General features: G+C 29.3%; 13 protein-coding genes. All 13 read right to left on the reverse strand.

Annotation, left to right across the window (positions count from 1 at the left end; all coding sequences use genetic code 11):
• Positions 1-3 precede the first annotated feature (3 nt).
• A complete protein-coding gene (locus B5E75_RS01935; protein WP_087357112.1) occupies positions 4-3426 on the reverse strand; it encodes an ATP-binding protein in 3423 nt (1140 codons plus the stop codon).
• A 12-nt stretch (positions 3427-3438) separates the two neighbouring features.
• Positions 3439-3657: a hypothetical protein gene (locus B5E75_RS01940; RefSeq protein WP_087357113.1), complete on the reverse strand. Its 219-nt coding sequence runs from the start codon at positions 3655-3657 to the stop codon at positions 3439-3441.
• 9 nt (positions 3658-3666) lie between these two features.
• Positions 3667-3957 carry a hypothetical protein gene (locus tag B5E75_RS01945; protein WP_087357114.1) on the reverse strand — a complete coding sequence of 97 codons (291 nt, stop codon included), beginning with the start codon at positions 3955-3957 and terminating at the stop codon, positions 3667-3669.
• Between the two features lie 17 nt (positions 3958-3974).
• Entirely contained in the window at positions 3975-6668 is a 2694-nt protein-coding gene (locus B5E75_RS01950) for a GAP1-M domain-containing protein (protein WP_087357115.1), read from the reverse strand.
• Between the two features lie 9 nt (positions 6669-6677).
• Positions 6678-7778: a TRAFAC clade GTPase domain-containing protein gene (locus B5E75_RS01955; protein ID WP_087357116.1), complete on the reverse strand. Its 1101-nt coding sequence runs from the start codon at positions 7776-7778 to the stop codon at positions 6678-6680.
• A gap of 19 nt (positions 7779-7797) precedes the next feature.
• Complete coding sequence (locus B5E75_RS01960; RefSeq protein WP_087357117.1) at positions 7798-10881, reverse strand: hypothetical protein; 3084 nt, start codon at positions 10879-10881, stop codon at positions 7798-7800.
• Between the two features lie 11 nt (positions 10882-10892).
• Positions 10893-13067: an Hsp70 family protein gene (locus tag B5E75_RS01965; protein ID WP_087357118.1), complete on the reverse strand. Its 2175-nt coding sequence runs from the start codon at positions 13065-13067 to the stop codon at positions 10893-10895.
• A 63-nt stretch (positions 13068-13130) separates the two neighbouring features.
• A complete protein-coding gene (locus tag B5E75_RS01970; protein ID WP_087357119.1) occupies positions 13131-14819 on the reverse strand; it encodes an Hsp70 family protein in 1689 nt (562 codons plus the stop codon).
• 2 nt (positions 14820-14821) lie between these two features.
• A complete protein-coding gene (locus B5E75_RS01975; RefSeq protein WP_087357120.1) occupies positions 14822-15763 on the reverse strand; it encodes a hypothetical protein in 942 nt (313 codons plus the stop codon).
• Positions 15764-15774: 11 nt separating this feature from the next.
• Positions 15775-17418 carry a TRAFAC clade GTPase domain-containing protein gene (locus B5E75_RS01980; RefSeq protein WP_087357121.1) on the reverse strand — a complete coding sequence of 548 codons (1644 nt, stop codon included), beginning with the start codon at positions 17416-17418 and terminating at the stop codon, positions 15775-15777.
• A gap of 1268 nt (positions 17419-18686) precedes the next feature.
• Positions 18687-19343 carry an RloB family protein gene (locus B5E75_RS01985; protein ID WP_087357122.1) on the reverse strand — a complete coding sequence of 219 codons (657 nt, stop codon included), beginning with the start codon at positions 19341-19343 and terminating at the stop codon, positions 18687-18689.
• Position 19344: 1 nt separating this feature from the next.
• Entirely contained in the window at positions 19345-20670 is a 1326-nt protein-coding gene (locus B5E75_RS01990; protein ID WP_087357123.1) for an AAA family ATPase, read from the reverse strand.
• 679 nt (positions 20671-21349) lie between these two features.
• Positions 21350-23044, reverse strand: coding sequence for a phospho-sugar mutase (locus tag B5E75_RS01995; protein WP_087357124.1), 1695 nt, complete (start codon positions 23042-23044; stop codon positions 21350-21352).
• Between the last annotated feature and the right edge of the window lie 133 nt (positions 23045-23177).

Raw genomic sequence — 23177 nt, forward strand, 5'->3', positions numbered from 1 at the left:
TCATCACCTAAAAAATTTTTGAGAATTTAAAATATCTATAGCTATTTGATATTTATCACTACCAGTCATAGACCAATATTTTTGACTATAAGAAAATAAAATATCATGAAAAATATCATTAAATAGTTCTGCTTGATAAGGATTTGATGGCCAACTATAATGTGATACAGGATCTACTTCTAGAGGCATAACTAAATATTGCCCAATCACCTCTTTAATATTTTTTCCCCATCTCAAAGCCTCATTGATATCTTTTTGTTTTGGAGTTGAAAATAAATCAAGGTGATCAACAATATTTAATGGAAAGATTTTAAAAACACTGGTTAATCTCAAAAAGTCAAACATAAAATCACGATAAACCCCTTTCAGTCGATTATGATTGTTCTTTTCAAACAAAGAGGCACTATTTTCAAAGAAAACAGATATATCTAAAATAATTTCTTGAATTTTATCTTCTGATAAAATATTTACCTGACCTTTTGCGGTTAATTCTTTCACCAAATCAATTGTATCATTTCTTAAATCATAATAATCTTTGTCATAAATTCGACTGAATAAAAATTGAACAACAGCTCCTTTAACCCTTATATAATTATTTCGATCATAAATGACATCTTGTCGTGTTCCTAGTACATGGTTATTCCAGATATTTCCCATTTTAGCAAGCAATGTATTAGTCCATCCGACATGATAAATAGCTGCAACACCAATATCTAATCTGCTTAATTCTTTTATTTGTTCTTCGTTTAAACTTAATGCAGCACCCATAGCTTCACAATCTTCCTTATTAGGCAATCTCATAACAATTTTAATGGCTGTATTTTTAATAGCTGTTTCATCAATAGCTGATGGTGATTGATCAATAATCATAAATCCTTCACCAAAACTTCGCATTTCTGCAATACATCCACATAGCATCTTAACTGATTGTCCTTGAACATTTCCTGATTCAATGTTTGTATCTTGTGAACAACGTTTTAAAATATTATGTGCTTCTTCTAATACTGTAATATGCTGAAGTGATGCATTTAATGTCTTACGTGTAGCTTTACGATACTCTTGTAATCTAATAATAAGAACACCCATAATGAGTGATTTTGTATCTTCTGAACCAATACTACTCAAATCAATAATTGTATTACTATCAAACAATACTTTATCAGCAATACCTATAGAATTTCCAAAAATCTGACCTTCAAAACCATTATTTAAAGAAGATACACGATTTAATAAAGCTCCTTTATAATCTCCTTTAGATTGTTTCGAGTATGGTGAATCATCAATAATCTGATTTAAGGCTATTTCTAAATCTTTAAATGTTGGATATTTGCTTCCCCTATCGACAATCCTTATTGAATATTCTAAATCCCAACCATGATCAATATAAACTTTTTCAAATGCCTGTTTTAATAATCCTGGCATAGCTCCATATAATGGCCAGCAAGCACATACTGTAGAACTCAAACGATCTAAATGTTCTCTAATATGAATATGAGGGTTAAATTCAAAAGGATTAATTTGTAATTTTCGATAAGCGCTATCTTCTGCAACAAAAATATTTATACTTTTTAATGCAGCAAATTCAACCTTATATTCTCCCTTAGCTGGCTCAATTACAAGAAATGGAATCTTTCGCTTAATCATTTCATATAATAAATTATAGGTTGTATTACTTTTACCAGATCCTGATGCTCCACAAATAAAACTATGCGAAGCAAAAGAGTCTAAATTAAGACACACTGGTGTATGCTCAATACTCCCCATATGATAAACGTTACCAAAATCGATTGGTCTTTTTATTTTTTGACGCCAATTTTCTGGAACATTACGTCCAAATTCTGCCGCACTATCAACTACAACTCCCGGAACGGAACGGTGCGGTATGCCTAACATAACTGGTAATTCTTTACCCGAAACCATTAATGCAGGAGTTAAACATTGTGCCGGAATAGATTGACCTTTCTCATCAATGAGCGAGATCATATTTCCATCATTATCTAATTTATACATTTCTAATTCAATTTCTGGGTGATAAAGATTTCCTAAGTATTCCAAAATTTTATCTCTATCAATTTGTCCGCCAGGTTTGCAAGCATTCCACTCATTAATATACGCATGACTTGCTCCTTTATTATCCCCTGCTAATAAAGAAAGTAATGTTGCTATAGCAATAGAAGCTGTTGAAGAATCTTCTGTAATAATATAACTTGCAGCATTCCACATTCCAAACAATTGGTTTGATTCAATTCTTTTAATCATAACATCAAGTTTTTCTAACATATCTACAACGGCCTTATTATCTCTAGTCACAGACACTGTACGTGTTGTACCATGTGTCCTGCCCAAAGCCTCTGATTCATTTGAATTATCACCATCAGTAGTAACATTTCCTTGACTATATCCCGTACTTATTCCTTCACTTTGAGCAAGAGTTGATGACCATGATGAACCATTAGAGAAACCAATACCATCCCATGAAGAAGAAAAACCACTATTTTTACCCTTTCCATGAGCTATACTAGATGTATGGTTTGTTCCATAAGAATTAGATATAGATTGACTTGTAGAATGACTGATTCCATTAGAAATTGTATAATTAATACTATCTGTTTCACTTTCAGCATAACTAGCTTGTTCTTTAGCATAAGGGGATAAAGATGTATATATATCTTCAAAACCACCCTTAGCCAAATCCATTGCCTCACTAGATATTTTTTGGGCTAATACAACAAGTGTATATTTCTTCCCATTCATTGTATCAATAAATTTCTCATAACCCTGTGAAGTCAAGAATCTACCCTTTTGTTGTTCTTCTTCCCTTCTTCCAGGAATCATACTCATTGCTTTAACTGTTGTGCTTCTTTTCTGCTTTAAATCTGTTGAAAAAGAATCTAATAACTTTTCTTTATCTAGATTATTTAATTTAGATAACTCACAACCAGGAAATTGCCCTTTAAAATTACTACATAGCAAATTACCAGCAACCGATTCATTATTTTCACTATTCACACATAAATATAATTGTGCATATTTACCGTCACTTTGAATGATAATTCCAACAGTTCCTCCAAAAGTATACATTGCTGAATAAACACTTACTAATTTTTCAAAATTATCTTCATCTTGATTATACATAATTTTCGTTACATTATAGATAGCAATATTCTTAAGACGATTTTTTTTATTAGCTTCTAATACACCAACTTTACTTTTGTATAAATCACCATATCCAGCAGGTTGAAGCATTTCCATATGACGACTATTTACAAAGACATCTAATAATTTTAATGAATCTTTTAATCCTTCCAAACGTTGTTTTGTCATTAATAATTGTTTTGCTTTTTCTTCTTTAGCATCTTTACTTTTTTTTGTTTGATAGCGCATGTTGGTCTTTTTATTTCCATTATAATCCGCTATATTTGGCATAAAATTCCCCCTTTACAAAGCTTCGTCAATCTCTAAATCTTCTTCATTGATATAGTCCCCTTCACGTTTACTATCAATATAATCAGATTGCTTTAAATCTTTCATATCGTATCTATCCTTAATATCTTCCATCTGTTGATTAAACTTTATTTTATCTTCATCACTCATTTCATCATAATGCATAGACTTTTTTTTCAATAATTGAAACTCATCAAATGATTTCTTCTTCATAATACTCCTTTATAAAACCATATCATCATCGTCATCCCTTTCAGGATCATCATCAATTTCTCCTTCTTTAGTAATATCTCTTTCTTGTTCTTCTTTATATTCATCATCGTCTTTTTTATCATCATCTTGATTATCATTATCATCCTTTTTATCATAACCTTCTTGATACTCTTGTCTGATTTCTTCTTCTTTAGCATCAAACTTTGCTTTATCTTCATCACTCATTTCATCATAATGGCGTTTTTCTTTTTGATCATTAATCATTTCGTCCATTTCTTCTTTAGATACTTTTTTTGCCATGACATTTCATCTCCTATCTATTTTTTCTTCTTAAAGAAACTACTAAATCCTTCTTTCACTTTATTAAAACTAAATCCTTTCATCTCACCAGCAATATCTTTAATATGTTCATTTAATTCAGATGCTTTTGCACGATTCTTACGATCACGAATAGTATCAATAACGTCTAACCACAAATCTTCTTTATAATATTCTGCTAATAATGAAATTCCTTCACTTTCCACATATTGACGAATCATTTTATCCATTTTTTGACTACAAAGAATATCAATACATATTTCAATAGCCGTACTATCCTTTTTTGTTCTTTTAGCAATAATATCAAAATATTTTTTTATTATTTCTTCTTGAACAAAAGAATCTGCATCAAACATGTAACATGCTTCAACAAAAGCTTCAGAATCCTCAATATATTTACCAATTCCTTCAATAAAAATTTGAATCCATTCTGTATCTTTTTCATCTACCACAATATGATTTTTTCTAACTTTGCTAATAAATGCTAATAAATGACTCTTTTTTAAATGCTGAACTTCTTCAGCCAATTGAGCTTTACTTAGATTCTTGGTAATCATATTTAAATCTCTACACCAATCTAAGCATTCTTCAATCATTTTTTTATCTTCTCTATTTTTAACAAAAGATGGCATAAATTGGTCAATACGACTCAACAAAGTTACTTGTAAACTCTTTGAAAATTGCTCATCTCTTACAAAACTAATCAAACGAGAAATTTCTTGATATTTATTTGATTGTGATGCTACAATTAAAAGATACTGATCAAAGAAAGAAATTCCTAATTTTTTATCATTGTCCATACTTACAAATAATAATTTAAATGCTTTCAGCAAAGCATCACTTGTTTTTCCTTGTTTTTCCATATAAGTAACTAATAACAATTCTACTGCTTTAGGTGAAATTCCTGCCAATAACATGTCTTGACATTGATTATATAAATTATTGTCAGAAATACGGCTTCCATATAGTGTAATCCAATTTTTAGTAATAGGAGTATTAAAACCAACAGTTGTTGCAAATTTCATTGTTAAAGCATTCATAACATCAGAATTATAATTTTGTACTAAATTCATAACTTTTTTATCATAGTCTTCTGATAAAATTAATTTATATAAATTAAACAATAATCCTGTCCATCCAGAATGTTCAACAAACAGTTCTTTATTTAATCCCTTATCTTTTAAATAATCGTTTAATAAGGATATGATTAAGTATCCATAATCAAAAGCAACTTCATCATCAATATATTCTAATTCCTTAAGTTTAGATATAGAACCTACTTTTTCTTCATCAAAATAATAATCACTTACGAACTTATACAAAACATTATCTTTTTTCACTGATTCCCAGAATTTTTTAGCTTGTTTAATATCAAAGCTATTTTTATTCATTATAAAGTCCACTATTTGATAAATCATCGAACTCACATTATTCATATATTTTGAGTGTTGAGATTGTAAGCTCGCATGAAAGATAAAATTAAGTAATTGATAATCATTTTTACTATCTTCTTGAAACCATTGATTTTTTGATTTATAAAGTTTATATAATTGTACACTGAGATTAATTTTCAATAGACTTTCTGGCTTCAAATAGTCATTCAATTGTTCAAGATAATGCATTAACTTTTGATATTCCCATTGATTAGGACAATTCTGATCTTTAAATAGATAATGATAAATTTCATAAATTTTATAAATGTCGTTAAAGTCATAGTGATCAAATGATTTTAAAATAGAATTAAAATCATTCATATTTTCATCGTAAGCACATACAAATTGTAAATAATCATGATTTAACTGTGTTGTATAAGAAATCTCTTTAGTTGTACCATCAATCACAATAAATGGAGAATTAGGAAGTGGTTTAAATCCAGATGCTGACATTGTCAAAGGAGAAATGCCAATAATATCATAAAGTAAATGCGGTGTCAGATTTTCATGATTAGGTGCATATCGTGCATAAGAGCCATCAGAATCTAAACAATACATAAAAGATCCTACGTTACTTTTCTCTATTTTCGCATTTGTATTAAAAGAAATTTTTTTACTCAATTCCAAAGGTAATGCATAGGTAATACAAGCTATCCACTTCAAAACGTTTAAAGCATCATCTTTGATAATTAAAACTTTTTTATGCGAAGAATCTGCTTGTTCAATAAGAAAACTGATTGCATTTTGAATAGTATCTTCTCTACCATCATGATAAAATTCTTTAATTTGTTCTTTTGTATATTTTGGTGATGGTTCTAATTCTTTTGATGGAAGGAAATCACAAGTTTCATTCATTTCATAATAATACTCAGATGGATAATCACAATAAGGATATAATGATTCATTCATATAATTGACTGGATAATCATTAACTTCACCAACATATAAATGTTTAATAAAATTACCTGCACGCTTATCTTCATGGGATAATCTTTGATGTTGAAAACCAAAAAAAGATACTTTACTATTAAGCTTCATATATTCAAATGAATCAATAAGTCCCTGTTTAGCTGTTGTTTTAGATTCATTTCTATTTTTTATATATGCCTTTGCAAGTAAACTAATCTCTTTACTATCCAAATGATCATAAATTTCTTTACTAAATGATCTTATTTTATAGCCACTACTTTTATCCTCTATTCCGTTTTTTTCTAATTGTCTACCGAAATTATTTCTAGTATATATAATTTGATCAAACATAGTAACCTCCTAATCTTTATCAATGATTTTTTCTTGAGCAAATATCCACATTAAAGGATCCAATACACGATGAGGTTCAACAGTATTTAATTGTTTTTCACCAATGGGAACATTACCAAAGCTACTAACTCCAAAAAAATGCGCATTTTTAAAGTTCATATCGATAGAATCTAGGAATGGACCTTCTCCGACTTGTTCTAAATATTGTCGAATTTCATCATTCACTAGATTTGCATCTCCTGTCTTAAACTTTCTTTCTCTGGTATGAGGACTTGGTTTTGTAATTTGTTGCTGCCCAAACTGATCTAAAAGAAGATCAATTTTTGTAAAACATATAGCTATAGGAATTTCAATTTTCCTTGTAACCTTTAAATTAGCAGCTTGTCGAATATATGATGCCATATCTTGAGCTAAATTGATAGATGCATCACTATCATCATCTTCTTCTACCTTTCCTTCTGGTAATGACCACTCTAAAACATCTTTATCTTGAACAGTTTGTTTAACCTTATATAAAGACATTGGATCAACAAGAAAAATAACATATTTTGATGCAGCAATATATGAAGCAACATCACTATCCATCATTTGTGTTTGATCTTCCCCAGCTCCATCAAAAATAGTCATACAATATGATTCAAGTCGAGACATTTTCCCTGGCTTTCTAATTCGCCATTGATAGGGTATAATTTCTCCAGAATTTGTTCCTTCAGAGGGCTTTAATTCCTTATAAATACTATTCTTTTCTTCCAAAAAACGATTATTTGTTGCACTATTCATAGCCGAAACATCAAAACCACAACGACTTGTTTTCAATTCTTGAATCATTGTTGTAATGTAATTCGTCTTTCCGGAACCAGATAATCCGACAATGGAAAAAGGTATATACTTTTTATATTGAAAAATATCATTTGGCAATTCATTAGAACATGCACCACATTTCAATACAACTCTTTTAACTGCACTCCCTTTACACTTAGGACATTTAGGCAACTTTCCATTTTTTACTCCTAGTGGCATAATGAGTTTACTATTACAACCTGTACATTCAAAATAGGCTGTTTTTGTAGTAACTTTCTCAAAACAATATGGACATAATATATCACTCATTTTTTTCTCCTCCTATCTATCATTTCTTTGTTGGAACATTTAAACTTTTTTCATTCAACACTTCTAATTCATATTCATCTTGATCTTCTTTATCAATAAACAATCTTAACTTTGCTTTGGCAGGTATACTATCTGGTATATCCAATAGTACTGATAACGATTTTGATGGTTGACTTTCTATTTTTTTTGCAACAATTACATTTTTTCCTGTATAATCTAAAGGAATCTTACCATCCGTAGTACCTACTAAATATAAAGTTGGACATTCAGTATTTTCACCATCAATGCGTAAAATAGCTCCTTTACGTCTAGGTGTAAAAGTACCTTTCCATTGAATTTCATAATATATTTTCTTTTTAGGACTATTATTAATATATAATTTTGAAGGCTCAGAAAAATAACTTTGATTTCCTTGAGATAATTCAGCAATCACTGTTATGTATAACTGATTTTCTGGTAGAGCATCAATGGGAATACAATGTTGACGTTCGTAACTTTCTAATGAAATCACTTTCATTTCATCTAAATTATCTTTTGTTAGATATGGTGGCTTACTTGATAAGTTATCTTTTATTTTACAAGCATAATATAATTTAATTATATTTTTAGCTAATGGTTCTTTCAAATGAATATTTAAACGATTATTTTTTACTTTCGTTTTTTGTTTATCAATCTCACACTTTTCAAAAGTCGATATATTGACATAATTACCTAATACAGCCTTACTTCCAGCAATAGTTGCTATTCCTAATTTATATCCTGTATTTTTTAATGGGGCAAATTGAATTTTAGAATCCAGACTATCTCCATAAGCAACTATTTTACCATATTTAGTCAATTCCGAAGTATTGATAATATCATTCGGTAAGCCAAATGATCCAACAAGATGAATAATTTGTATTTTATATGGTTTTGGTGTATTTGATTTTATATCAAGTATTATTTTTTGTTGTGTTGAATTATACTGTCCCTGACGAATTGTCACAGGATCTGGAATATCTTCACTAATAATATCTTTAGTTATTCCATTTGTATAAATCAACTTACCCTTCATCTGATAAATAATCTGAAAACGATATTGATATAAAACTCCATTTTCTAGATGACCATCCTCAAAAGAACTATAAACATTATTAGCTACACACTGTGTATTTCCTCCCGGTTGATTTGCAACAGCCCCACTTTTACTTTTCAAAACACGAACTCCTATTGCATTCTTTGGTAGTGTCCATGTAAAAATACATTTTCCCTTATCTAAGTAGAAATTCAACATATCTTCTCCCATATCAACAGTATATGTTATTGTTTGAGAAACAGGCTGAGACAAAACAGACATTCTTCTAACAAAAGCAGTATAATAATAAATAGAACCAGGATTAATTTTGCGATCAACATAAGTTAGAGTTCCTGCCGAACAAAAAATTTGTTCCCCATCATTTATATTTTTTGAAGGACTATCCTCTTTTCTTAAAATAACATACTCAACACCTATATCTGGTGAAGCGTGCCAACTTAATTGTACACCATTATTCTCCAAAGTAACCATGAAATGACTTACAGGCCTTGGAGCTGTTTGCATCACAAATTCTTTTGCATCAATAAAATCACTAACATCTCTTAAAATTCTTATACATGTATTAGCTGCTTCATACATGTTATTACTTTTTTGATTAAACATCTGTTTTGCTTTTTCTAAAGTGTCTTGTATCTTTTTTTCTTGAGCTTTTAAATTAAGCTTTGGATATTGCGATTTGATTTGACTAAGATAACTATTTGCCTTATTATATTCATTCTTATTTATATATTCCTGAAGTTGATTTAATGGCTTTTCATACATTTGATTTAATTTTTTAATTTGTTCATCTAATGATTTTAATTGATTATTTTTAGGATCTGCAACTTGTGCCTTATGGTAATATTCTACTGCCAGTGCAATATCAGAATCTTGTATTGCCTGTTTTGCATTTTGATAATAAGAATCAAAATATTGGTACTCTAATAAATCAAAGTGACATTTTGTACATTTTCGAATTGATGTAGGAATAAGTTTACCACAATTTGGACATTTTCTATAATACATTTCACCACATACAGGGCATTTTGCTTGCATTGCTTCTTTAACTGATTGAAAAGTTGCAGGTGATTGGCAATTGCCACAATAAACATGTATCAAAGCTTTTTCTGGTTCATAAGGATCACGCATTAATCCCAAAGTCTGATTATATATAGTAAGTGCTAAATCATAATCAGGAAATTTTGTCTGAATTCTTTTGATAACAACATCAGCAAAACTTTCATCTTTTTTCATACTATCAGGAACATTTTTAGCAATTGCAAAAAATTCATCTAGTTCCATTAATTTTCTCGAGTTATCATAACGCATTCGTGTTTCATCATTGGCAAATGCATCATTTTTGGCTTTAGAAAACAAAGTACGAGCTTCCGGAACGTTTTGTTTTATAGAATAAACCTTATCACCATCAGTTGCAATACTTAACAAATCTCCTGTTTTCTTATTATAATAATTCATATTTGGTTCATTATTATAACAAGCTAGTAAGTCATATAAACTATTCACTTTTTTTGTCAACCATGGATATTTTTTAGCTACATCTGGTTTATTCATTTCTGCTAATAATTTATTAATTTCTCCCATTTGATCTCTTAAAAAATATTTATTAAAATCTAATGTATTAGCTTTCATTTTAATATCAAAATGATGATTTTTAAATATTTTAGAGACTTCTTGAATTTTTAGTCCTGATTTTTCAGATATACTTCTTAAACGAGCATTCATAATAGGAATTGGGCCTTCTTTATCAGTACTTAGAATCCTCGCTAAATTATCAATTTCACTTTTTCTTTTCTCAATCATTGCTTGAGCTTCTTGTTTTCTTAATTCAACATTAAACATGACTTTTCTCATTTCTGATTCTAATGCCATTTCTTCTTTTATTTTATTTTTTTCAATTAAATCGGTTTCAATAGAAAATAATTGATTTTTTTCTTTTATCCATTTTTTGATAGCCTCTTCAATTACTTGTTCATTTTTTTCATTAAAATCTAAACCATTAAGTAATTCAAAAAAGTTTTGTCTCACCACAAATCATCCCCCTATTCATCTACAGCATCCCATGTATCAACACTACTATACTCTCTATTTATTTTTCCTTTTGTATGTGATGAATCATGAATTGTTTGTGCAATATTACCAAATGATTGACGTAGCTGTTTTTCATTAATTTTTAATGCTTTTTCAGAAATAGATGAAATTTTTCTTAAAAATTCTAAATTTGATTCTCCTATTCCAATAGCAATAATTTCAATTTGATTTTTTTTACAAATCTCAGCAGTAACAGTGGGTTCTGGTTCCATTCCATACCAGTCTCCATCTGTTAAAACAATTATAATTTTTCGACCTTTTACAGATTCAAAGATTTTTTGAGCTGCTGGAAAAGGATCTGCTGAAGTTCCGCAACCTCCAATACCACTATCCAAACTATCTGTACTTTTATTAATTTTATGTCTATTTTCTGTTAAAGATTGAATAGGAGTAATACTTGATGAAAAAGCCAAAATACCAAATGATACATTTTTCCCTTTTAACTTATGTACAAAATCTTTAATAGATAATTTTGCTTCATCAATACGGCTTCCTGCCATTGAGCCAGAAGTATCAATAACAAATAGTACAGATACTTTTTCTTGCGTTATTTTTTCCTGCGGAATTGGTTGCCCAAATCTAGAAATATCTTTATCAATCGGTTCCTCTCTTATAGGTAAATCATATTGATCATCTTCTTGTCTAGCTTGAACATGAACTAACCCGCTTGCATCATAACTATATTGAATACGAATGATAGTTGGTCCATCTTCTTTATGTTTAATTCCTGATATAACATATTTATTCAATATTTCACATTCTAGAATTGGTTTAGTCCCTTGTAATAAGTAAATATCAACTTCATTTTTACGATTAGGATATGTGTAATATTGAAATTTCTTTGCACATTTAACAGGAATTTCTTGATTTGCCGGGATAATATTTTGATTTTCATAATGTGTTCCCTCTGCATTTACTGCTATTATCCCTAAAGCATGTGCCTGAACATCTTTTACTCGTATCGCTGAAGCATGAGTTAATGATTGTTCTTTTTTAACCAAACCTGCTTTAAATCGTGTTGGCGTAGATTTTAATTCACCAGCTTGTAATTTTTCATATTTAGGAATAGGTAAGATTGTTTGAATAGCTGCACCTAAAGCAACAGCTTCATCAGGATTAACTTGTGTTAAAGGTCTATGCCCACTTACTTTCTCAAGATATTTAGAAACTTGAGGCATTCTTGTTGATCCTCCAACTAGTAAAATATCAGTCACTTGATGCCAGTCCATTTGACTTTCTTTTAGAATTGTTTCACATAAAGTGACTGTTTGATCTAATAACGAATGTGTCAGATTTTCAAAATCTTCAACTGTGATAATTGTTTCATAAATCCCATAGTGAGGTACTCGTAACTTTATCTTTACTTGCTTTGCTTTCGTTAAATCTTTTTTTATTTTTTCCACATTTCCACTTAGCTCATTCATAAATTGATTATCTTTTTTTACATCTTCCCCAGTTTCAGAATAGATTAATTGAATCAAGTAATGGACTAATGCACGATCCCAATCTTTTCCACCTAAAATATGATTACCCATTGTTTTTAAACAATGAATTTCATTATGATTTCCCATTTGTAATAAAGTAACATCAAATGTTCCACCACCTAAATCATAAACCATAATAACTGCATTTTCTCGCCAATGATTTACCCCATAATTTAGAGCAGCTGCCGTTGGTTCATTAATCAACATTCTTACTTTCAAACCAGCTTTTTTTGCCGCATTTAAAGTTGCTTGTCTTTCTTTATGAAAGAAATATGCTGGCACAGTGATTACCGCTTCTTCAATAGTATCATTTAAAATCTTTTCTGTATCTTCTTTTAATGCTTTTAAAAGCATAGCTGAAAGTTCTTCAGCACTATATCCTTTTCCTTTGTAAAAAGCATAAGGCTGATTATCTCCCATTCCTCTTTTAAATGCTGTAACACAACCAACATCGCCTTCATCAAATGCTTCTTTCGCTTCATCTCCAATAATAATTTCACCATCATCACAAAATTGAATAACTGACGGTGTAATATGATTGCCATATTGGTTCTTAACAATTTTAGGCATTTGAGTTGTTTTATCATATATAGCCACAGCAGAAAAAGTTGTTCCTAAATCAATCCCTATTTTAACACTCATCTTATCCTCTCCTCTATATTTTATAAAAACGATAGGATATTGTAACCCTATCGTTTTTATAAATTACTCACCTGTAATTGAAACTCTATTTAAATTTTTAGCCATTTGTTCCATTTCTTCTTGGCTAATTCCATTATCATAATGAATGACTTCTTCTTTTGTCACACTTAAATCCGTAGATAATGTCACTTTAATAATAATTCCAACTGGTTGTACTGTAAATTCTACATAAACAACAGTTCCTTTTGGATCATTACCATTTAAATTGAGAACAAGTTCTCCTAATTTTTTTACTTCTAAAGATGGATCTGTATCTTGTGGTACATCTTCTCCAGTTTGAGGATCTGGTATAAAACATGGTTTTTCAGTATCTTCTACAGAATGACTTTCATAAACTGGGAATACAATCATTTTTTGATTATCTACCATTGTAACATACTGTTTTTCAATAGTTTGGTTAATTTCTTGACCTTCTTTCACTAAATTGTCAATTAAATAATCATTACCAAAATAGATAGCAGGACCGAATGATCGAGGTGCAACATCAACAATGATGCTTTGATTCGTTTGGGTTGTGACACGATTTGTATTTTCTTCCCCATCCTCATGATGAATAGGTGAAACATCAATATCTTCTCCATTATCCTCAGAAACCTCACTAACAATCATATCTGCGTAAATTGCAGCTCCTTTAGCAACTGCTCTATCAGGATCTTCCACTTGTACTAAACCTGGGAATCTTTCTTCAACCACTCGTTTAATCATAGGCATATTTGTAGATCCACCAACCAATAACACTGTATCAATTTTTGGTTCTTCTCCAATCACCTTTTTTGCTTTTTCTAAAGTTCCCTCAACATAACTCATAGTCTGATCTACTAAAGACTTTGTCAATTCTTCAAATTCTTCTCTTGTTACATTAATTTTAACCATTTGGCCTTCAACAGAAACTTTAACAACTGCCTTTTCAGCTTGAGTTAATTTTTTCTTTGTTATTTCAACTTTAGAACGAATGCTTTGAATTGTTTCAACATCTAAATCTGAAGTAGATAACCCTAATTCATCACATACTTGATTTTTAATTTTTTCAAATAATTTATCATCCCAATCTTTACCACCTAAAGCATCATTTCCACCAGTTGCAATAATTTTAATTTGACGTTCATCTTTTCCATCCTCATTAGGAATAACTGACATATGAACAAGTGTAACATCAAATGTTCCACCACCTAAATCATAAACCAAAATATTTGTTTCTTCTTGAAATAATCTTGAACAATAATTAAGTGCAGCTGCTGTTGGTTCATTAATTAAATTCAATACATTTAAACCAGCAATTTCTCCTGCTTTTTTTGTTAAATCTCTTTCTTTAAAACCAAAATAAGCTGGACAAGTAATAATAACGTCTTTAACTTCTTCTCCCTGTTCTTCAGCCATTTCCTTAACACGTTTTAAAATAAGAGCTGATAATTCAACTGGTGTAAATTCTTTTCCATGAATCACATGTGCTCCATATTTATCTTCCTTACCAATTTCTCTTTTTATAAACTGAACAACATTCTCTCCATCAGTTTCAACATACTCCTTAGCACTTTGACCAATGATAATATTATCAAGTGTTTCAAAATAGATTGCTGATGCTAAAGTATCTGATGCGTCAGTGATATTAGAAATCACCTGAGGATTTCCATTCACATCCAATTTTGCAATACAAGAATAAGTAGTACCTAAGTCAATTCCATAAACAGCCATTTTTAATTCTCCCCTTCTTCATCTAATTTATTTTCATTAACTTTAATATCATTTGATTTCTCTAATTCTTTTTCATCACTAATTTCTTGAGTCATTTCTATATTTTCTATTTCTTCACTCTGTAAATTCTCTTTTGCTAATGACTCATCATATTTATAAATTGAAACATATTCAGGATATAACACCTTTTTACCTTTAGATATACTTGGATTAAAAGATGTAATAACCTTTCGATGTAAGTTTTTATCACCCGTTAATACCAATGGTTGTTTAATTTTTGTAGTCTTCACTAATCTTTCCGTGCCAGGTTCACTACGTTGTATATCACAACCATACTCATAAAGAATATCTTCAATACTCTCAAATAAATAAGAAACTTGTTTTTGATATTTCTCATCAATTCCTTGAACATTAAGAAGTTGATAATATTCTCCATAAACTGAAGCAATACTTTTTAATAAAGGGTCTAATCTTTCTCCTAAAAGTTCTTTTTTTAATAATTCATTTTCATTATTCATATTAACACGAACTTGCTGTTGAAACTCAGCATTTTGTCTTAAATATTGGACTAATAAATCATTATTTCGATTTTGACTCTTTGTTAAATTTTTCAGCATATCTTGCATATCTAGTGAACTATCTTTACTTTCTTCACCATTTTCTTTTGCCTGCAATAACTGAAGAATAGAATCTAATTTATTTAAAACAGCCTCCTGATTATAAGATTGATGTAATAAAGTTTTTAATTCTGATAAAATGTCTGATTGATCAAACATTGATTCAACCACAATTTCTTCAGTTTCATTATTTTGTGAACTTTCTTTTTGAGTTTCTTCATCATTCACTTTTTCATCCTGTGATTGATTAACTAATTCTTCATTCAATGATTCTTCATCAGACAAAATATTATCTAGATTATCCATTCGCCAATCTTTTTCTATCATATGTCTCCCTCCTATATTTGTTCAATAGTACGATAATATTCATTATCCGTACTCTTTATAATCCAATCAAAACATTCATTAACTCCAAATGGTGTAAATTCTTCTCCATCCGGTTCATGTCCAATAGCACTTGCAACAAAAAAAGATATATTTTTAAACTGATGTTCCAATAATTGCAAAGCATTGTCCATACCATACTCAATCATAAATTGTTTAATCTGTTCATTACGATATTGATCATATGTCATGGCTTTTTCATCCTCTCCTAATCCATTCACATATTTTTTATACATTATCTTAATATGGGCAGTACTAATTTTCTTTCTAACAATAGGTGCGTCAGCTTTACAAATCACAACAGCGACTGGCAAGTGACTCGCTCGATTTCCTTTAATAATACCAACTTGAAGTAAATAATTAATAAAATTATTCACAACTTCATCAGGTTCCATCTCCGAATAATTATTAACATTTTCACCACTAACCTCGGCTTCATTACGAATAACTTCAACTGAAAATGGATCAATCAATAAAATAGTTCCATTACAATATTTATATTGTTGCTGAGTAATTTCATAATCACTAATTTCAGGGCGAAACATTTCCCCTGCAATATCATAAACAGCAAATTTTCTATCTGTTCCTAAATTTTTTCCTTTAACAATTAATTCATACATAGTTGCATTTGTTTCTGAGGTTGTTTCAGGTAATATTGTACCATTATAATATTCTGATAATTCATCAAATTTCTCCTTAGATGTTAAAGGTATCTCATATTCAATTTGATTATTGGCATTTAGCTTTTTAAAATACTCTTTATAAAAAGCTGATAAAAAGACAGTTTTACCAGAGCTACTTCCACCAGTCAATTGGATAATTACTGATTTTGTTGCATCAGAAGACAATGACTCATCACAATGCGGACAATGCGCTATTAATTTTGAACGTCCATTAAAAAAGGTACATGGTAGTTTTTCCCCACACTTACATTTATGAGTGAAAATCCCATAAGTATTTGGAACTAATTTCAAATGTCGTTCACCACAATTAGGACATTCATAAGTAGGCAGAGTAAATTGTTGTTTACAGTGTTGACAGTCCAAGTGAATCCCTTTGATTAATCGATATGAACGATCGCAGATGTATGTTAGCATAAAAATAATATAGACAAGAGCCATGACTAATAATGTAATACCACCTTGTATAGCAATACATAATAAAGTAAATATTAATGCAATAATTGCAGATACTATAGCAATTGGTATAATCAAAACAATTGCTATAATTTTTGAAATGAATGAATCACTCAAATCATCAAAAAAATCATAAACGCTATAACACAAATCTTTAACTTCACTATAACTGCTAGATATTCCACCTTTAATAGTTCCATATAATTGCTGATACCCAGGTCCAAAAAAATAACTCTTTTGAGCAGGTTCCCCCTCATCTTTATAACCATAGTTTTTAAAATCCAGATTTTGCTTTAAATTTTTAAAATATTCTTTAGCTACCTTAAAAGCACCATAAATCGCTAAAACACCCCCAACAGCAAGCAAAATCTTAGAAACTATTGGTAATGCAAACTCCAAGAAAGGAATAACAACATAAACAATAATCACATAAAGAATAACTATAGCAATAATATACTCCATAAATTCTCCCCCCTATTTCATTCTCCCCAAACACTATAAAAAGCCACCATTTCTAGTTTAGATTTTAATAGCGCTTTCATTTTTAAAAACAAAAAATTCCATTTATTAATTGTATAGAAGTAACATTTTTAACATATTTCATTAAAATATGGAAAAATAATGTAACTCATAATATAATAATATCATATTTTTGTTTAAATCAAAAGAAAAAGTTACCATCGTGTATATTTTTGTTGGATGATTACAATAAGAATACATATACTCATACTTCATTACCATTTTCATATGAAAATCTTCTTTATAAGAGTCAAATACTATTGCAAAATCCCTATAAAGTGATAATAGATACTATCCGGATAAAAACTTCATTATAAAACAATACCATAGATTATATTCCAATAGATCAACTTAACAGTACAATAAAACAGCTGAATTTCTACTCCATAAATAGAATAAAGTACGTACCAAAAAATTAAAGTTTAAAAGATATACCTTAATTAATTTATGGCACAAACATTTCAAAGAAATATCTTCAAATACAACAAATGTGAAAATAGCAACATGCAAAGTTAAAACATAAAATAACTTATTTATTTTGAAGTAACAATGAACCGAGATACTCAACAAACCATATTTTTTACTTACAATCTTCATTCGTTTTATAATTGTAATTGTTACATAAAACTAAAATCATACAAGCTAAAAACACAGTAATTTTACCGTGTGCTTGTATTCTACATTAAACCAACAGACATGTTCTGGAATACAGAGGCAATATACGAAGTATTCGAAGATTTAGATATATGTCATAGAATTGTATATGGAATCAAATCAGTATTTGAAGACTACAATAAAAGTGCATCTTAGATGCATTTTTTTGTTATCTCCCCCCCAGCAAATAATATGAATAATTAGAACAATTTAATTTGAATATTATAGTTTTTTCACCTTGTATCCTAACCAAATAAATTGAAGAACTTTTTGCCATTTAATTTGGCATTCAACACCTCTTTGTATTTAAAACCTCCATAGAGCTATATGACCCTGTTGTATGACTCCCTATATAGCCATTTTTTCAACAGTCTTATAATCATTTTTAGCTTCATCTCTGTCTGTATAACCAAAATAGCTATCAACTGTATCATTTCTTATCTTTCCTTTATATCTAGAATTTTTAGGTGGTGGTTTTCCATATTCAAAAATCTAGTCTTTGTTATCTTCATAATAAAAAGACACGGTCATTTTACCGTGTTAAAATTTCTTCCTTTCTATATTAAATTGCAGTCTTTTAATATTTTTTCAACAACTTCCCATACCATCAAAGAAGGATTTTCTCTATAAAAACTATAACCTTTATATCTTTGCAACTGATATCCATTAGCCTGATTAGATTGCATAATACGTTTTGATCGTTCTATAGCTTTTTTTACATTATCAATGCTCAATTGTTTTAAACAACTATTAAAATGATCTTTATGCTTGTAATCATCCATGCTTAAAAAATGCTTGTTATACGCTCTATTAATTGAATTAATATATTGCTTCCTATCAGTTTTTGGACCATTACAATCCATTTTATGTAATATGATCCATAAATCAAATGTAAAATTACTATAGCCAAATTTATAAACTATATTCTTTCCTATACCGGAAGCCTTTTTCAAATTATCAATAGTCTGCTTAAATTGCTGAACATGAAATTCATCATTACTTTCATAATCTGATAAATGCCAAATTTCTGTTTTGCTTGCAATAGTCATTTTTTTCGCACGTCTATATGGATCTTTTTCCACTTTGCAATCAATTGCCACTTTATAGCGAGATTCATCCAATTCATTAATACGATCTCTTAGCCACTCAAGATACCACTTTTCAGTTTCACCTTCGACACTGAAATAATATTTATTAGTATATTTTTTTACCATATCAATCCTCTCCTTTTTTAGAAATCAATTCTCTAAATACAGGAGAAAAATCTATATCAGAGATTGCACCATATCGTGAAATAAAGTAATTTTTCATATAATCTTCATTTTTTCTAACACCACTAGTACCTGAAGTTCCAAAATCTGATAAAGAATATAAATCACTTTTAAAATTATCTTCATCTCTTTCAACAAACTTTATTTCATCTCTTCTAAACAGATTAGAATTCAAAAAGATAGGATTATGTGTATCAAAAATCAACTGCGCATGATGAATATTGATCTCATCGTCATGAAATATATTAATAATATTCATTAAAGCCATAGGATGAATGGAAGCATCAAATTCATCTATAACTAATGTTCCACCTGTATACATAGCTTTTATAACCAGAGGAAATAAATTAATAAATCTTATCGTTCCATATGACTCAAACGTCTTAGCATTGATGATAACTTTCTTATTTGAATTTTGATCATCTAAAACAGAACATAGTTTTGTTTTCTGATCTTCATCTGAAACCATATAACCTACAGCATTTGAATTTAAACCAAATATTTTAGCTGCTTCATTAGTCGTTTTTTCAACATAGAATCCTGGAGAATCTGTATCTTCAAATCTACGAATTAACTCGATAGCGTTTGCCTTATATATAACCATGAATTTATTTTTAAACCAGTTTTGTATCAATTCAACCAGCTTTCTGGAAATAATTAACTTAAAACCATTCATTAAAAATAGTTCAGTGTCATTAAGACTATTAAGGGCTACTTCGTACAATTTGTTAGATTCTTTAGAATTCATATCTAGCAATTCAGATATCTTTTTAGAATAATTGAACTCAAGCTTATCAAAACTACGATCAAATATCTCCATTCCATTAACGTTCAATATTTCTCGTTCAATATTTCTTTTAAAATCTTTTTCTAAAAAGAAACCAACGTTCATTGAAAATGAATACTCTATATGATACCCTTCTTCAGTAAATGAAATGAAAAACTTAACAGGTTTTCTTTCTGTAAGTTTATTATTAGGAATCAACTCTAAATAATTAGCTGCTTCATTTGGATAAGACTCATTAACATTTAATATATTTCCTCTAAGCACTATAGATCTCATAGTATCCATAGCACCTATGATATTCGTTTTTCCAGAAGCATTTGGTCCATAAATAACAGATGAACATATTGCATTGATTTTCTTCTTACCAATGGCTTCTTCAAATACACTATAATCTAATCCCTTTTGTTTAGGTGCAGGGATCATTGAAAAAGAAACTTCATCCTGAAAAGATTTATAATTTTCAACCCTAAAATCTAAAAGCATATTTTCACCTTCCTTCACTTTTTCATTAACATTTTAACATAAAGATGATTTTTATTAAATGATTTTGCAAAAAAATCGCAAAATCATTTAATTTATTAATTATTATATGCCTAAAATTGTGAAAATATACATATTTTATTCATTTTTCTCTTTTTTATCTATTATCTCTTGCAAACTATTCAACATTTCAGCATTGCTGATAGAAAGCTACCGCAATAGAGTCAATGCTAACGAAAAGCTATGATAAAATACTTGAAGAAGATGACGTATTAGAAAAATTTATAGAGTATCTTGATAGTATAATTCAAATGATTGGAAATCATTCATCGCAAAACAAGTCAAATAGATAACGTAGTCCTTGAATGACAAAAATACTATAACAATTAAAAAGGCATTGATAAAATCAATATTTTTTATTATTGGTCGATAGTATTAGAAGACTTTTTTCTTAATCAAATTAAAAAGAAAGCCTTTAAAATTTTTGTGTAATCAAAAAATTGAACGACTTTCTTTTTAATATAGTTTACTCAACTTTTATCTTTTATTTGATTATTATAATTTCAACTTAAACAAACTTAAATAATATGCATAAATAATGTTTTTAAGCGGAAAACAAACGGAAATTACAGCACCTCATCAAAAAAACGTTGATTTTATCAACGTTTTTTGTCTTTTTGTATTATTCACCGATAATATTCATCATATCTTTTTGGAATACTTCTGTTTTAGCAGTTGCATCATCAACAGTTGCACCTTTAATTGAGAAATAGAATTTACATTTTGGTTCAGTTCCACTAGGTCTAGCAGCAATCCAAGAACCATCTTCTAAATAATATTTCAATACATTTGATTTTGGTAAATCAATTGTTGTTTCATTTCCATTTTCAGTTCTTACACTTGTCTGATAATCTTCAACAGCAACAACTTTAACACCACCAATTTCAGTAGGTGCATCTTTTCTTAAATTATCCATAATTTCTTTAATTCTTGCAGCTCCAGCAGCTCCTGCTTTAGATAAAGCAATTTGACTTTCTTTAAATGCTCCATGTTTAGCATATAATTCATTTAATACATCAATTAAATCTTTACCTTGTTTTTTATAATAGTTACCAGCTTCTGCAGCAGTTAAGACAGCCTGTACAGCATCTTTATCTCTAACGAAATCTTTAACAACACATCCATAAGATTCTTCATAACCAAAGACAAATTGTTTTTCTCCAGTTTTTTCATATTTACGAATCTTATCTCCAATAAATTTAAATCCAGTCAATGTTTTTTCAACATCTACACCATAGCTTCTCGCTACTAATTCACCTAAATCAGAAGTAACAATGGTATTATACATAACTGCATTATCAGGTAATGTTCCTTTTTCTTTCATTTGACTTAAAATATATTCAAGATAAACAGCAGCAGACTGGTTACCACTCATCAAGACATATTTTCCATCATGTTTAGCAACGACACCTAATCTATCTCCATCAGGATCACAAATAACAACAACATCAGCATCAACTTCTTTAGCTTTAATAATAGCTAATTCATAAGCCATGTCTACTTCAGGGTTAGGAGATTTTGTATTTGTATAATCAGGATCTGGTGCACATTGTGCAAGTACTGGTACAACATCATATCCTAAACGTCCTAAACAAGTTCTAACAGGAATATTACTTGTTCCATGTTGTGGTGAGAAAACAATTTTAAATCCACTCTTATCCATACCAGGATTAATTTCAATACCCATAACAGCTTTATAATAAGCTTCATCTACTTCTTCACCAATCCATGTCATATATGGATAAGCTTCTTCATCACTACATACATGAATATCTAATTCATCTTCAACTTCATTGACATATTTAACAACTTCATCTGCCCATTCTGGAATTAGCTGACATCCTGTATCATCATAAACTTTATAACCATTATATTCTTTTGGGTTATGTGAAGCAGTAATCATGATTCCACCAGCACATTTTAAATATCTTACAGCAAAAGATAATTCTGGTGTAGGTCTTAAACTTTCAAAAATAAATGATTTAATACCATAAGTTGCTAAAACTTTAGCGCTTTCAATCGCAAAACGATAAGACATATGTCGGTTATCATATCCAATCGCAACGCCTCTTTCTTTCCCATTTTCTAAACCTGCGACATATTTTGCAAAACCAACATTTGCCTTACGAATTGTATAGATATTCATTCTATTTGTTCCTGGTCCCAAAATCCCTCTCATACCAGCAGTTCCAAATTCAACATTTGTATAGAATGCATCTTCCTTTTCTTTTTCTCCCATATTTTGCAATTCCATTTTTGTTGCTCCATCCATAGCAGGATGATTTAACCATCTTTCATAATTTACTTTATAATCCATATTGTTTCACCTCTGCTTCTATTATAACAAATCTTAAAAACCTACGCTATAAAAACTCACTTTGAAAATAAAACATTTTTCATAGTATCTTTATGCATTTATCAAATATAATATTCTTCATGTAAACCCTATC

It is taken from the genome of Massiliimicrobium timonense (genome assembly GCF_002160865.1).
Classification (GTDB): Bacteria; Bacillota_I; Bacilli_A; order Erysipelotrichales; family Coprobacillaceae; genus Allocoprobacillus.

Excerpts from the sequence above, each read along its gene's own strand:
- B5E75_RS01935 (WP_087357112.1), bottom strand. The coding sequence starts at position 3,426 with ATGCCAAATATAGCGGATTATAATGGAAATAAAAAGACCAACATGCGC.
- B5E75_RS01940 (WP_087357113.1), bottom strand. The coding sequence starts at position 3,657 with ATGAAGAAGAAATCATTTGATGAGTTTCAATTATTGAAAAAAAAGTCT.
- B5E75_RS01945 (WP_087357114.1), bottom strand. The coding sequence starts at position 3,957 with ATGGCAAAAAAAGTATCTAAAGAAGAAATGGACGAAATGATTAATGAT.
- B5E75_RS01950 (WP_087357115.1), bottom strand. The coding sequence starts at position 6,668 with ATGTTTGATCAAATTATATATACTAGAAATAATTTCGGTAGACAATTA.
- B5E75_RS01955 (WP_087357116.1), bottom strand. The coding sequence starts at position 7,778 with ATGAGTGATATATTATGTCCATATTGTTTTGAGAAAGTTACTACAAAA.
- B5E75_RS01965 (WP_087357118.1), bottom strand. The coding sequence starts at position 13,067 with ATGAGTGTTAAAATAGGGATTGATTTAGGAACAACTTTTTCTGCTGTG.
- B5E75_RS01970 (WP_087357119.1), bottom strand. The coding sequence starts at position 14,819 with ATGGCTGTTTATGGAATTGACTTAGGTACTACTTATTCTTGTATTGCA.
- B5E75_RS01975 (WP_087357120.1), bottom strand. The coding sequence starts at position 15,763 with ATGATAGAAAAAGATTGGCGAATGGATAATCTAGATAATATTTTGTCT.
- B5E75_RS01980 (WP_087357121.1), bottom strand. The coding sequence starts at position 17,418 with ATGGAGTATATTATTGCTATAGTTATTCTTTATGTGATTATTGTTTAT.
- B5E75_RS01985 (WP_087357122.1), bottom strand. The coding sequence starts at position 19,343 with ATGGTAAAAAAATATACTAATAAATATTATTTCAGTGTCGAAGGTGAA.
- B5E75_RS01990 (WP_087357123.1), bottom strand. The coding sequence starts at position 20,670 with ATGCTTTTAGATTTTAGGGTTGAAAATTATAAATCTTTTCAGGATGAA.
- B5E75_RS01995 (WP_087357124.1), bottom strand. The coding sequence starts at position 23,044 with ATGGATTATAAAGTAAATTATGAAAGATGGTTAAATCATCCTGCTATG.